This window comes from Methylocaldum sp. MU1018, assembly GCF_053646775.1.
This window is the reverse complement of sequence record NZ_CM132195.1, coordinates 794,663-807,198: the sequence shown is the minus strand read 5'-3', so window position 1 is coordinate 807,198 and position 12,536 is coordinate 794,663. Positions and strand designations below refer to the sequence as shown.

Sequence of the window (12,536 nt, the reverse complement as noted above, 5' to 3'; positions counted from 1 at the left end):
GGCGAACGCCGCCCGCCGTCCTTTCATCCCGCGGCCCCGATAACACGTCTGACCACGATTATGCTCCGGCGTTGGCCGGCTAAAGCGTTTTCGAATCCGGTGTACGGTAGGACACCTCGAAAAACCGTGCACTTCGACCCACTCGGTGCGAACGGTTCCCATCGGATCAATCGGTTCCGTTCGCACCGAGCCTGGCGAAGCCTGAACGAGATAGTTTTTTCGAGGTGCCCGGTATTTCCGGATGGTCGCGATATGGCGCGCCCGAGCATCGCCGGCTTGAGCCGGGTGCCGCGCGCTCCCAGGGAATTCGTCAACACCGCCGGATCAAGGCGATGTCCGGATCGCCTGCAATGGCGTAGTTTTTCTTTTTTTTCTCGTTGGTTTGCGAATCGCCATCCGGCGGCTTCGGATAAGACGGCGGCGTCGCGGGTCGAGGAGATGCCGAGCCCGGATCGGTTCGTCGCGAGGGATTGCGCGGAACCGCTTGGCCTCGCGCCTCCATGAAAAACATCTCCTTCGCGTTGGCCCATAAAGCATCGATCCTGGATTGAAACCCCGGATTCAAATGGTAGACCGCGAATGGCGACAAGATCGCCAAGAACCATGCGCCATAGCGCCCCAGCGAGTTGCGGTTCGTTTTTTGGCGGGCCGATCCGTTCTTTCGTATTTCGTCTCGATACCAGCTTCGATCATAACGTCCCATCTCTTTACTCCCAGAGAAAAAGCACGACCCGCTTTCCTTATCGGCTGTCGGGCAGGTGTCTTTAGATGCCTCCGAGACGCGGCGGAGGCGCCTCCTCCGGCGAGGCGGAATGGGGCTGAACTGGATGCGCCAACGGCGAAGTTGCGGCTATGCGAAAAAGGCGCCGCTTGCGGCGGAAATGCGTCGCTTGATTGTGCGAGCGGATTCCGGGTCTGGACGTCCGCCGCGATCATGTCGCTCGTCGGGGCGAGGTTTTACGCCGACCTCCCTCTGAAGGTCCATTTGGCATCAAGCCGGCGGACTTCGCTGCGAAGTCCGTACAGCCGGTAGTCGACGGGGAATTTTGACGGGCACGGACGGGTTTCCACAAGGCCGATTCAGCCTCTCGTTCAGCCCGCAATCGAACTCGAGGGTCCGGCAACCGCGCCGTCTTCGCTGGAGCATTCAGCCGCTGTGCATGAGTCCGCAGCGGGCCGCCGGGCGAAGCAGACGCCCTCCGCGTCCGAACCGCTTGGCCGATTCCGTCGACGCCTTCGGGCACCTCGAAAAACCGCACACTTCGGCTCGCTCGGTGCGAACGGTTCTAACAAGCTCAGTGCAAACGGCTCTAATCTGACCAACCGATCCCGTTCGTGCCGAGCCTGTCGAAGCACGAACGGGATCGGTTTTTCGAGGTGCCTCTTCGAGGAAAATCACTCCATCAGCTTGAAAAAGCTTTTCGGCGCTCCGCATACCGGACATTCCCAATCCTCGGGAATATCCTCCCAACGGGTACCCGGCGCAATCCCGCTGTCGGGATCGCCGATCGCTTCATCGTAAATGTGCTCGCATTCCAGGCAATGATATTTTTTAAAATCGGACATTGTTGTTCTCGGTTATTGAAAAGACTTATGGAATACCCCGCGATTTGAGCAACCCGGGCAATGCCAAATCATATATGCCCCGGTTTCACACCGCCACCGGCTCATATCCGCGCCGCTTCCTCCGACTCCGGATATCGGTCAGCTTCGCGACGGCGTCCTCGTAGGAATGGCACGGCATGCGCCTGATCTGTCCCATGGGCGACCCGCGGCGCCCCCAGATTCGGGTCAGTACCCAATCGCCCCAAAGGTCCTGCTGCAAGTGAATTTCGTAGTATCGGAGCTCCTTCTCCCAACGCAATCGAACCGACGGCGCTACGGCAGATTCTTCATTCATGGCTGACGAAGACGGAGGTTGAGAATGTTCGATATCGCACTGTGACGTATGACGCCCGAATAAATACTTCGCCCGGAATTCGCCGGCACCGATTGCAAAATAAATCCCGGATTACGAAACGTATGGCCGACCACTTCATTTTCGCGGGCCGGTCCTCGCTTCGCCCGCCGCCAATTCTATCACTCCGCCCGGCCCGATAGTTCGGGTTCAACCCGCATCATTGACCCCCAGCGTAACCATTTCCGGCCATACCCAGGTTTTGGTTCCCGCCGGTATAGTACCGGTATCCATGACGCACGGCGAGATCAATATAATATGAAAAAAGGTTTCTCCATACTTTTTGCCGACACCAGTAATTCTGGCAATACAATGACAGTTATTGAATGTAGCATTAACTATGGCACCCGGTTTCATAATAGGTAATCCCTACTTGGTTTCACAGTCAATTCATGAGATCACTCCAACTCGGCGGAGTTCATCGAAACCACGCCTTGCCCGGCTTCGATCAGGCCAACGAAACGAAGCCGGACATTCCCTAAAATAACAGAAACCGGGGACGTGAATGAAGCTCGCCGCAATGACGGACGAGCCCGCAAATGGAGCGCGGCGGCCTCGAACCGGCGCACCGAAAACTCACGAAAAGCGGCTATCGATCGAATCGCCGCAAAGTCCCTTCGCGACAACGAGACGGCATCGCCCCTTGATGAATGGAAGCCACCCGGTTGCGGCCCAGCGGTAGAAACTTTGATCCGTCCCCGATGCCCAGGCGCCGGCATTCGAGACTCGGTCTATCTCTCCCTAAAAAGCGGCAGATTCGTACAATCCCCGAACTCCGGCCATCGGTCCTCAAACGCGGGGTCATAGACCGGTTCTTCTCCCAGAGCCACCAGCCGACTATCCACGCATCGGATGAAATAATCCTTCGCTGCGCCGGTCTCAGTGTAATTTTTGGCCTCCGCCAAACACTGTGCCTGAACCGGGTCGATCATCCGCTGCCGCGCCGCCGGATCGGACGCACACCCGCCAAGCAGCCCCAACCAAGCTAAAAATACGATACGCATAACGCCTCCAAATCCCTTTAGGCCATGACGACTTTACCCAATCAAAAAAGCCCGGTCAAAGCCGGGCTTTCTCCTTATCTGTCTTGCACTTATCTCAAATCTAAAGCCGAGGCCCCGCGCGGCCTCAAAAATTTTTGGGCAGCATTTTGACGGAAGGCGGAAACGAAAAAGGCCTGCATCTCTGCAAGCCTTTGAATTCTTTGGTGGGCCGTGCTGGATTCGAACCAGCGACCACTGCATTAAAAGTGCAATGCTCTACCGACTGAGCTAACGGCCCAAAGAAGCGGGAATTATAATGATTGATTTCGCGCTGTTCAAGCCCATCGAATCACTCTTTCAATGTGTTTATATGGCGGCGGACGGCAGCGCCGATTCGACCGGCTCAACCTTCAGGGGCATCTTCTTGCCCGCCGCCGCAGCGCGTATGATGCGGCTCACCGCCTCACCGGGCGCGACAATGAGTTATCCTAGTCATCCCATTCGCCAAACCATCGATTGACAGCCGGTCTTCGCCGATTACCGCAGCATCGATGCGGCGGTCTTGAAAGGGCCGCCATTGCCGAAACGGCATCGAGTCATGAAATTCACAAAAAATATTTTCAATACGCTGCTCTTTTTCGTCCTTCTGCTCGCTTTGAGCGGATGCGTTTATCTCCGGCTGCTGGAAGCCAAGAACCAGTTGGCCGATTTCGAGCGAAACTTTCGCATCCAGGTCGCCGATGGCCAGTTTCATCTTCATTTCTTGAATCCGGTGCTGCTGAGCGAGGATTTCCGTTACTTGACCAAACTGCACCCGAGCCGGATCGAAAAATTGCCCGAAGGGTACAGGTGGTATCTGGATTTCCGTCAGACGAATAACCCAGCGCGGACGGACGAAACCATCGTGTTCGGCATGACGTTCAATGGTAAAAACCAGCTCTCCCGCTGGGATTTCTCTCCGGTTTTCCTGGAGATGGCTCCTGCGGCTTTTCTTGAGGCGTCGATACGATCCTTGGGCAAAGGCAAGGTCGATGAAGGTCGCCGGCAATTAAAGGTGAATCCCGAAGACCTGCCTAAAGTCTCGGCCGCGCCGCCGAATCGGAAAAAAATACTCGAGGTTTTGGGGCCTCCCGCCGAAGAATCCGCGAAAGACGGCATGACGCTTTATACCTATCGGTTCAAAGCCGAAACCGTCCCGGTGGGAGAAGAAAACGAGAAGAAGCGAATCGCGGAAGCCAGGCTTTATTTCGACCCGAGCACGGATGAATTGGTAAAAATGTCCAGCCGCTTCGCAGGGCTGAAGATCGCTATCGATTATCGGCGGCTCGTCCGAACGAGCCGCTCGGATTGAAATCGATTTCACAAATTCGCTTTACCGGGGGCATGACGCCCGAAAGCCGCGTCGATCCGTCCCGCCATCAGCGTGTTTCAAGCACCCAAGGCGGGCGGCGGATCAGCTTTTCAGCCGCACGATACCCATCAGTTTCAGGCCCAAGCGTTCGTAGAAGGGTTCGCTGATGCCTTTGCGAATCTTGCGGATGAAATATTTTTCGAATGCGATCTTGGCCAGGTGCACCCAACGGCCCTTGCTGGCCCAGGTGACGTTGCGCGGCGGAATCTGCGGCGTGGCAATGAAGGCCACGCCGGTATCGCCGAGGTCGGCCAGACACAGCGCGTTCCAGGTGCCTTTCTTCGAGGGCTCCTTGCCGTCCAGTTCGTCGCGAATGTTGTGCGCGGCGGCGGTCACCATGGATTCGATCATATAACCGGTCTTGGGCGACCCCGTGGGCACGGGCGTAGGCTCCACCGGCGGAATCGCCACGCAGACGCCTACCGAGTAGATGTTCTTGAAGGTAGGATTGCGCTGATACTCGTCGATCAGCACGAAACCGCGCGGATTGACCAGCCCCTCGATGCCGGCCACGGCATCGACGCCCTTGAAGGCGGGAATCATCATGGCATGCTTGAACGGCAGTTCGTGCTTGTGCTTTTCCTGTCCATTCTCGTCCACCTCGGTCACATGCATCACGCCCTGCTCGATACGGTCGATTCTGGCGTTGGTGATGGCCTTGATGTGATGCTGCCGCAATTCGCCTTCCAAAAGGCCCTTGGTGTCGCCCACGCCGCCCAAGCCGAGATGGCCGATATAGGGTTCGGAAGTGACGAAGACGATCGGCACTTTATCGCGAATCCGCCGTTTGCGGAGGTCCGAATCGGCGATGAAGGCGTATTCGTAGGCCGGCCCGAAGCAGGAGGCGCCCTGCACCGCGCCGACGACGATCGGTCCCGGATCCTTGACGAAATCGTCCCAGAATTCGGCGGCTTCGGCGGCGTGGTCGACATGGCACACGGACCGGGTATGGCCGTCTGGACCGAATCCCGGAATCTCCTCGAAAGCCAGCTTGGGTCCCGTGGCGACGACCAAATAGTCGTAGCCGACGCTGCTGCCGTCGGCCAGCTCGACCTGGTTTCGCTCGGGATGAACGCGGGTCACTTTCTGGTTGATGAAATCGATGCCCTTTTTCTTGAACACCGGCGCCAGTTCGACCTTGATCTCGTCGGGCTTTCGCCACTTCACCGCCACCCAGGGGTTCGACGGGACGAAGTGGAAGGTGGGGCTGTCGGATATGACGCAGACCTCGTCATCTTTCCGGGTCAGTTGTTTCATTTCGAGAGCCATCGGAACGCCGCCGATGCCGGCGCCTAATATAACGATGCGGGCCATGATGAGCCTCCTCCGTTCTGTTTGTCGAATTTATCTTGATGAGCCATGCAACGCGTCGACCTCGCCGGTATCCATATCGCACTCCGCCTCCAGCCACATCGCGTTGATGATGCCGAAAGCGCAGGCGAAGCCGATGCCCAATATCCAAGCGAAATACCACATGGTTTTACCTCAATATAAAGAATGCCGATCTTTCAACACCTTCTCCGGAGTGATGCTTCCCCACAGCACCTTGTACACCCAGCGGGTATAAGCCAGGACGACGGGCAGGAAGATCACCGTGATCCAGAAAGCCAAAGCCAGGGTGAAATGGCTGGAACTGGCGTCCCAGATGGTCAGGCTGTGATTCGGATCGGTCGACGAAATCACCAGATACGGAAACAGCCCGAGGCCGAGCGACAGCAGTATCCCGGCGATGCCCACCGAACTGAACGAAAAGGCTCCCGCGGACGTGTGTTCCAGGGCCGAGCGCCAAGCCAGAAACAACCCTCCGAAACCGAGCGCGGGCGCAACCAGCATCCACGGATGGGACAGGAAACGGCCCAGCCAGCCGGAGGTCATGGTCACGCTCTTGGCGAGCGGGTTGGACGGGGCATCGGCGCCCGGCATGGCGACGATTTCCGGGAGATTCATCCCGAAAGCGACCCATAGGGCCGCCACGGCCACGGCGCCGATCGCCGCCGGGCCCAAGAACCGCACCACCGCCAGAGATCTCAGGTAAAGCACGCCTTCCGTACGCCATTTCAGATAAATCGCGCCGTGAAACAAACTGACGAGCAGGGCGAGCACGCCGCAGAACAGCGCGAAGGGATTGAGCAAATCGAAAAAGCCGCCGTCGTAATACGGCCGGAGATCCGCGTCGAAATGAAACGGCAGCCCCTGAACCAGATTGCCCGCCAAGACGCCCAAGAGGATCGGCGGCACCGCCCCGCCGATGAACAACGCCCAATCCCAGGCATTGCGCCAGGCGGGGTTGTCCAGCTTGCTCCGATAGTCGAACCCCGCCGGCCGGAAGAACAAGGCGAACAGCATCAGCAGCATCGCTACGTACAGCCCCGAAAACAGCGTCGCATAGACCAGCGGCCAGACGGCGAACAAAGCGCCGCCCAAAAGGACCAGCCACACCTGATTGCCTTCCCAGGTGCCGCCGATGGTATTGATGACGGCGCGCCGTTCGAGATCGTTGCGACCGATGAAGGGCAGAAGCGCGCAGATCCCGAAATCGAACCCGGACGTCAGAGCGAAAGCGATGATGACGACCCCGGTAAACAGCCACCAGATGATTCTTAGAGTCTCGTAATCGAACATGGTTTTTCTCCCGATAATTACGACGCTGGCGCCGCCGGCTTCGTCTCGAAGTGATACTTCCCGGTATGCAGGCTGCTCGGCCCGAGGCGGGCGTACTTGATCATCAGGAACATCTCGACGATCAGCAGAACGGTGTAGAAAAACACGAATCCGCCGATGCTGAACCAGAGCTGGTCGGAAGTGACGCTGGAGGCGGACAGATGGGTCGGCAACACGCCGGAAATGGTCCACGGCTGACGGCCGTATTCCGCCACGAACCAGCCGGCTTCCGCGGCGATCCACGGCAGCGGAATGCACCCGATCGCGAGCCTGAGCAGCCATCTCTTTCGGTCGACCACGCGCATCGCGCAGAAATAAAAGGCCATGGCGAACACGAACAGCATGGTGAAACCGGCCGCGACCATCAGGCGGAAGGTCCAGAACAAGGGAGCCACTCGCGGAATGGTGTCGTTGGCGGCCTTTTGAATCAATTCCTCGGAAGCGCTGGACGGATCGGCGGTGTACTTCTTCAGCAGCAGGCCGTAGCCGAGATCGGCGACATGCCGGTCGAACAGCGTTCTTGTAGGCTCGCTCCTGTCTCCCGCCCGCATCTTCTGCAATTGGCCATAGGCGACCATCCCACGCCTGATGCGGTCGAGGCTCTCGGCGCGAAGATCCTTGAGGCCCTTGACGTCCTCGTCGACGGAACGGGTGGCGATGAGCCCCAGCACGTAGGGCACCTTGATGGCGAAACGGGTCTTTTCCGCTTCCTGATCGGGGAAACCGATGATGGTGAAGCTGGCCGGCGGCTCGTGGGTGTCCCATTCCGCCTCGATGGCCGCGAGCTTGATCTTCTGCACCTCGCCCGAGGTGTATCCGCTCTCGTCGCCGAGGACGATCACCGACAGCGCCGAGGCCAGACCGAACGCCGCGGCGATGGAAAACGAGCGGCGCGCGAAACCGGGATCGCGCCCGCGAATCAAGTACCAGGCGCTGATCCCCAGCACGAACATGGAACCGGTGACGTAGCCCGCGGCGACGGTATGCACGAACTTGACCTGAGCTACCGGATTGAAGAACACGTCGGCGAAGGACGTCATCTCCATGCGCAGGGTCTCGTAGTTGAACGCGGACCCGACCGGATATTGCATCCAGCCGTTGGCGATGAGAATCCACAAGGCGGAAAGACTGGTGCCGAAAGCCACCAGCCAGGTCACCGCCAGATGCTGAACCTTGGTCAGCCTGTCCCAGCCGAAGAAGAAAAGGCCGACCAGGGTGGATTCCAGAAAGAAAGCCATCCAGCCTTCGCTGGCCAGGAGCGGGCCGAAGATGTCGCCGACGTAATGGGAGTAATACGCCCAGTTGGTGCCGAACTGGAATTCCAGGGTGATGCCGGTGGTGACGCCCATCGCGAAATTGATGGCGAACAGCTTGCCCCAGAACTTCGTCATGTCCCTGTAGACCTCTTTCCCGGTCATCACGTACACCGATTCCATGATGGCCAGGATGAACGCCAGCCCCAGGGTCAAGGGCACGAACAGGAAGTGATACATGGCCGTGAGGCCGAATTGGAGTCTCGACAGATTGACGATTTCTTCACCGGATATCATTTGATGCTCTCCTGGCGGTCAAGCGGGGCTCGATCTGATGAAAACAGCTCCGCAACGGCGGGTTCGGGCGCGTTCGGATCATGACGGAAAAACGCCAACCATAAGACGCTCAGCAGGACGATCTTGAGAACCAAGGCAGCGGCAATTTCCCACCGGAGACGGTCGCGTCCCTTTGAAAAATCTGGAGTGACGTTGTGCATATCGGGTTTCCGCATGTTTTCGATTCGTGGGCCGAGGCGCTGCGTGCCCGTTCGTTGTCCGCTCTCTCGAAAGAAAAGCCGTCCCTGGCCAGGGGGGGAAACGCCGATCTTCAGGGATAACCCCTAACGATCGCCCATGACGGCGAAGGCTGCGATTTGCCGTCATTTCCGGAGGAATAAGCCGTACGTCACACTTTGCCAATGCATGTACAAGCTCCGTGCCAAGCCGTCGAACCGCGTCCCGACGAGCCGCGGATAGGCCCTACTGCGATTTCGGCGTTTCAAATGAAACCGACATGAAACTCGACGGTATCTTCTGAAACAAAATGAAACTTCAAGGGAGCTCTGATTGAATCTCCAATTCGGAGGAGCGGCCTGGGCAACCGATCGATCCAACAGCCCCTCACTCAATCCTCCCGGAGGGAAAGGGCTTGTTCAGAACTTTCTTAACGGAACTCGGCCCGACGTTTCGGTCGGCAAAGGATCGACAACCGATGACGGCTTATTCGCCGAGCGGAGCGCGCTCTCGCGATTCATGCCGCTGCGCCGCGGTGAAAAGCCTCGGCTTCGGCCGCGGGTCGGGCTGCGGCAAGGCGCGGGAGAAATCTGTTGCCGGCCGAGAAGAGAAGAAGTCAAAAAAACGGAGTTCGGGAAACCCGGGCGAAAACGAAGCTGCATTCGCGGCTTCCGGTCTTCCTTTACATCACAGCCATAACGCACAACCCCAGGCGATCAGCCCGAACCCGATCAGCTTCCGGACGCTTTCTTGCGCGCCGGGAACGTAGCGTTCGGCCAAAATCGCCAGGGTTATCAGCCCCATCCACGACACGTTCATGACCCCGACGGCGAACATCACCAGCATTTCCGCCCAGCAGCAGCCCACGCAATAAAGGCCGTGGCGCAGCCCCAAGCGCAATCCGCCGCGCCAGCCGGGCCGCCCGTGATCGAGAAGAAATCCCACGGGCGTTCGACAGTGGTTGAGACAGGCCGTTTTCCACGGCGTGAATTGATAAAGGCCGCTCGCGATCAGAATGGTTCCGGACACCGCGTAACTGCGGCTGTCCATCATCGGCGTCAGCCAACCGAGACCGTGGAACTGCCACTGGAGCAAAGTGGCGAGGACGCCGAATCCCATCCACAGCGCGAGGTAGCCCGACAGAAACGCCGACAGACGGATTCGCGCCTCCGGCGGCCGCCCCTGGTCGATTCGCACGATCAGCAGCGCCATCGGCGTAACCACCGGCAGCATCATGGCCAGCATCATGATCAGCCACATCGAGGCGGTCAGTCCGAAGTCGGCCGGGGACCAGCGCCAGGTACCGGTCGGCGGCATCCACATCCGGTCCGTGGGCAAACCGTTCATCGCCGCCTGCTGCCGATAAAGCGCCCACCAGGCCGCGACCGTGGCGGCGCCCAGTCCCGCGGCGATCAGCAAGCCCCGGATCGTGCTCCTCGAAATTTTCGCCGAACCGGTCATGGTTTAGGGGTGATACACGAAGGGCGAGAAATACCCGTTGCGCCCGGAAAACTCCCAATCGAAACCGTAATCGCGGTAACGGTACCGCTCCGATTTCGCCACCACCGCAGGATGAGACGGCACCACGCACAGAGGCGGGTTCGCAATCGTGGACTCGCCTCCCGTGAGACCGTCGATGGCGCGGATATTCACTTCGGCGAGGTCGGACATCAAAAGGCGGCGTTCCTTGCCGACAGCTTCGTAGGTCATCGGCACGCGCTTCACGCCGAGCACCTGGCCGATGAAACCGGCCAACAATCTCGGATGACCGCCCGACTGGCCGGAAAAGATACGGACCAGGGCATCCGACTGGGAAGCATCCGCCCGCTCGTCCAGATAAAGCGCCGCCTGCCAGTCGCCCTCCTTCATGTGTCCCGGCGCATAGCACGCCAAAGCGACGTTGAGCCCGTCCAGCGCGATGCCTTCCGAATGCCCCCGGTCGATGTGCCAGGCGACGAACAGCTTGCAATTTCCCTCGCTGGGCGGGTTGAACCACACGCACGGACAGGCGGTTTCGCAGTTGCACGCTTCGAAGTAGCTGCCTTCTACATGCCAGGGATAGGATTCGTTCATGATTCGACTCCGTCGGATAGATTCATCGGATTGGCGTTTTTGGAGAAATTCCGGTCAAAAACCGGGAGATCGGTCCTTGGCCGTCTTGGACCGTTGCGGGCGAAACGGCGACGGATCGATGCCGAATTCGTTCAGCTTCAGATACACCGCCCGCGGCGTCAGTTCCATCCATTCCGCCACCCGATTGACGTCGCCCTGAAAACGCTTCAGCGACTGCTCGAGATATTCGCGTTCCGCGCGGTCCAAAATCTGCTTGCGGATAACCTTCCAGCCGCATTCCGGGAGGGAGGCGCGATGCGGCCCGAGCTCGGCGTCGTCGATGACGACACTCTGCGTGAACAATACTGCCCGTTCCAGCACGTTTTCCAGTTCCCGGACGTTGCCGGGCCACGGATACGCCCGCAACCGCTCCATCAATTCGGCCGTCACGCCCTGAATCGGTTTCCGGTAGCGCGCGGCCAGGCGCTTCAAGATCAGGTCGACCAGGTGCGGGATATCTTCGGGACGTTCGGACAGCGGCGGGATCGCCAGTTTCACGACGTTGATGCGGTAGTACAGATCCTTGCGGAAATGCCCTTCGGCCACCGCTTTCTCCAAATCGCAGTTGGTGGCGGCGATGATCCGGGTGTCGACGCTCAAAGTACGGTGCCCGCCCACCCGCTCCAAGTCGCCCTCCTGCAAGACCCGGAGCAGCTTGGTCTGGACCGCCGGCGTCAGCGAGTCCACCTCGTCCAGAAACAGGGTTCCGCCGTCGGCCCGCTCGAAATAACCGCGGTGAACCTCGACGGCGCCCGTGAATGCCCCTTTCTCGTGGCCGAACAGCGCGCTCTCCACCAAACCTTCGGGAATCGCCCCGCAGTTCACGGCGATGAAGGGCTTTTCGCAACGCTCGCTCATGGCATGAATGGCGCGGGCGATCAATTCCTTGCCGACGCCCGTCTCGCCGCGGATCAGCACCGTGGCCGGCGTGGGCGCCACGATTTCGACCGCTCGCAATACGTTCTGCATGGCCGGCGACTGCGCCACGATGGCCGGTCGCTCGACGCCGGGGAGCGCGGGGCAGCGGCCGTTCATCTGGCACCATATCCGGTGCATACGCTCCTCGATACGCGCCTGTAGGTCGCTTCCGGATTTTTGATCCGGCGCGGACTCCCGCTGTTCCCGGTATTCGAGCCCCGGCAATCCCGAGGCGGTCTCGGGATTCAGATAAACCCCCACGGTACAGTCCTGGTGGCCGAGCGCGATGCGCCGTTCCAGCACGACCTTGGCGTAGCCGAAATTACGCGCCGCGATGGCGCCGAAAACGCCGGACGTCATTCGGCACAATTCCGGCGAGTTCTTCACACCCTCGCCGAACGGGCAACAACTGCTGGTCACCCGAATGCACTCCGCATCGCTGGAAACCAAAGAAAAACGGCCGCCGATCTTGTTCTTGAGTCCGACGATCAAATCCGCATAGCGCTCTCGATCCAGAGTCTGGTCGATGCCGTATTCGGCCCGGAACGCCTCCTCGAAAAACCGGCCGGCGCTGCGGGCGATCCGCTCGATGATCTGCTCCGCCTGCGCCGCGCCCGCCTCCGCGCACAGTTCCATCAGTTCGATGACGAAGGTTTGAAGAAATCCGATCGGGGTCAACTGGGAAAAATTCGGTTGATTCATGAAGGTGCCAGGCTGAGCCGGTTTCT

At 59.3% G+C, this 12,536-nt stretch carries 14 protein-coding genes and 1 tRNA gene; 2 read left to right on the top strand and 13 right to left on the bottom strand.

The features are described 5' to 3' along the window. Positions 1-310: 310 nt before the first annotated feature. From ACWJKU_RS03750 to ACWJKU_RS03730, 5 genes are all read right to left on the bottom strand, one after another. Entirely contained in the window at positions 311-703 is a 393-nt protein-coding gene (locus tag ACWJKU_RS03750; protein WP_454145905.1) for a hypothetical protein, read from the bottom strand. Between the two features lie 692 nt (positions 704-1,395). Then, on the bottom strand, positions 1,396-1,566 hold the full coding sequence (locus tag ACWJKU_RS03745) for a rubredoxin (RefSeq protein WP_454145903.1): 171 nt from the start codon (positions 1,564-1,566) through the stop codon (positions 1,396-1,398). An 85-nt stretch (positions 1,567-1,651) separates the two neighbouring features. Continuing rightward, entirely contained in the window at positions 1,652-1,900 is a 249-nt protein-coding gene (locus tag ACWJKU_RS03740; RefSeq protein ID WP_454145901.1) for a WGR domain-containing protein, read from the bottom strand. Positions 1,901-2,688: 788 nt separating this feature from the next. Further along, positions 2,689-2,961, bottom strand: a complete 273-nt coding sequence (locus ACWJKU_RS03735; protein ID WP_454145899.1) for a hypothetical protein — start codon at positions 2,959-2,961, stop codon at positions 2,689-2,691. Between the two features lie 201 nt (positions 2,962-3,162). Further along, positions 3,163-3,238, bottom strand: a tRNA-Lys gene (locus tag ACWJKU_RS03730). An 18-nt stretch (positions 3,239-3,256) separates the two neighbouring features. On the opposite strand from ACWJKU_RS03730, the gene ACWJKU_RS03725 reads away from it, so the two are divergent. Together ACWJKU_RS03725 and ACWJKU_RS03720 are read left to right on the top strand one after the other, a co-directional pair. Then, positions 3,257-3,460: a hypothetical protein gene (locus ACWJKU_RS03725; RefSeq protein ID WP_454145897.1), complete on the top strand. Its 204-nt coding sequence runs from the start codon at positions 3,257-3,259 to the stop codon at positions 3,458-3,460. 78 nt (positions 3,461-3,538) lie between these two features. Next, positions 3,539-4,291 carry a hypothetical protein gene (locus tag ACWJKU_RS03720; protein WP_454145895.1) on the top strand — a complete coding sequence of 251 codons (753 nt, stop codon included), beginning with the start codon at positions 3,539-3,541 and terminating at the stop codon, positions 4,289-4,291. Between the two features lie 102 nt (positions 4,292-4,393). Here ACWJKU_RS03720 and ACWJKU_RS03715 read toward each other — a convergent pair whose 3' ends face one another. The 8 genes from ACWJKU_RS03715 to ACWJKU_RS03680 form a co-directional block, all read right to left on the bottom strand. Next, positions 4,394-5,665 carry an NAD(P)/FAD-dependent oxidoreductase gene (locus ACWJKU_RS03715; RefSeq protein ID WP_454145893.1) on the bottom strand — a complete coding sequence of 424 codons (1,272 nt, stop codon included), beginning with the start codon at positions 5,663-5,665 and terminating at the stop codon, positions 4,394-4,396. Between the two features lie 30 nt (positions 5,666-5,695). Beyond that, on the bottom strand, positions 5,696-5,827 hold the full coding sequence (gene cydX / locus ACWJKU_RS03710) for a cytochrome bd-I oxidase subunit CydX (RefSeq protein ID WP_454145891.1): 132 nt from the start codon (positions 5,825-5,827) through the stop codon (positions 5,696-5,698). Positions 5,828-5,836: 9 nt separating this feature from the next. Further along, the gene (cydB, locus tag ACWJKU_RS03705) at positions 5,837-6,973 is read right to left on the bottom strand and encodes a cytochrome d ubiquinol oxidase subunit II (RefSeq protein ID WP_454145889.1); all 1,137 of its coding nucleotides are present in this window, start codon (positions 6,971-6,973) and stop codon (positions 5,837-5,839) included. 17 nt (positions 6,974-6,990) lie between these two features. Further along, positions 6,991-8,559, bottom strand: coding sequence for a cytochrome ubiquinol oxidase subunit I (locus ACWJKU_RS03700; RefSeq protein WP_454148028.1), 1,569 nt, complete (start codon positions 8,557-8,559; stop codon positions 6,991-6,993). Beyond that, positions 8,559-8,762 (bottom strand): cytochrome oxidase putative small subunit CydP, encoded by a 204-nt coding sequence (cydP, locus tag ACWJKU_RS03695; protein ID WP_454145887.1) that lies wholly within the window; start codon positions 8,760-8,762, stop codon positions 8,559-8,561. Before cydP ends, ACWJKU_RS03700 begins: the two co-directional genes overlap by 1 nt. 703 nt (positions 8,763-9,465) lie before the next feature. Continuing rightward, positions 9,466-10,197 (bottom strand): DUF2182 domain-containing protein, encoded by a 732-nt coding sequence (locus ACWJKU_RS03690; RefSeq protein ID WP_454145885.1) that lies wholly within the window; start codon positions 10,195-10,197, stop codon positions 9,466-9,468. A 45-nt stretch (positions 10,198-10,242) separates the two neighbouring features. After that, on the bottom strand, positions 10,243-10,851 hold the full coding sequence (locus tag ACWJKU_RS03685; protein ID WP_454145883.1) for a DUF1326 domain-containing protein: 609 nt from the start codon (positions 10,849-10,851) through the stop codon (positions 10,243-10,245). 54 nt (positions 10,852-10,905) lie between these two features. Continuing rightward, the gene (locus tag ACWJKU_RS03680) at positions 10,906-12,510 is read right to left on the bottom strand and encodes a sigma 54-interacting transcriptional regulator (protein WP_454145881.1); all 1,605 of its coding nucleotides are present in this window, start codon (positions 12,508-12,510) and stop codon (positions 10,906-10,908) included. Between the last annotated feature and the right edge of the window lie 26 nt (positions 12,511-12,536).

Excerpts from the sequence above, each read along its gene's own strand:
- ACWJKU_RS03735 (WP_454145899.1), bottom strand. The coding sequence starts at position 2,961 with ATGCGTATCGTATTTTTAGCTTGGTTGGGGCTGCTTGGCGGGTGTGCG.
- ACWJKU_RS03715 (WP_454145893.1), bottom strand. The coding sequence starts at position 5,665 with ATGGCCCGCATCGTTATATTAGGCGCCGGCATCGGCGGCGTTCCGATG.
- cydP (WP_454145887.1), bottom strand. The coding sequence starts at position 8,762 with ATGCACAACGTCACTCCAGATTTTTCAAAGGGACGCGACCGTCTCCGG.
- ACWJKU_RS03680 (WP_454145881.1), bottom strand. The coding sequence starts at position 12,510 with ATGAATCAACCGAATTTTTCCCAGTTGACCCCGATCGGATTTCTTCAA.
- cydB (WP_454145889.1), bottom strand. The coding sequence starts at position 6,973 with ATGTTCGATTACGAGACTCTAAGAATCATCTGGTGGCTGTTTACCGGG.
- ACWJKU_RS03750 (WP_454145905.1), bottom strand. The coding sequence starts at position 703 with ATGGGACGTTATGATCGAAGCTGGTATCGAGACGAAATACGAAAGAAC.
- ACWJKU_RS03720 (WP_454145895.1), top strand. The coding sequence starts at position 3,539 with ATGAAATTCACAAAAAATATTTTCAATACGCTGCTCTTTTTCGTCCTT.
- ACWJKU_RS03725 (WP_454145897.1), top strand. The coding sequence starts at position 3,257 with ATGATTGATTTCGCGCTGTTCAAGCCCATCGAATCACTCTTTCAATGT.
- cydX (WP_454145891.1), bottom strand. The coding sequence starts at position 5,827 with ATGTGGTATTTCGCTTGGATATTGGGCATCGGCTTCGCCTGCGCTTTC.
- ACWJKU_RS03685 (WP_454145883.1), bottom strand. The coding sequence starts at position 10,851 with ATGAACGAATCCTATCCCTGGCATGTAGAAGGCAGCTACTTCGAAGCG.
- ACWJKU_RS03745 (WP_454145903.1), bottom strand. The coding sequence starts at position 1,566 with ATGTCCGATTTTAAAAAATATCATTGCCTGGAATGCGAGCACATTTAC.
- ACWJKU_RS03740 (WP_454145901.1), bottom strand. The coding sequence starts at position 1,900 with ATGAATGAAGAATCTGCCGTAGCGCCGTCGGTTCGATTGCGTTGGGAG.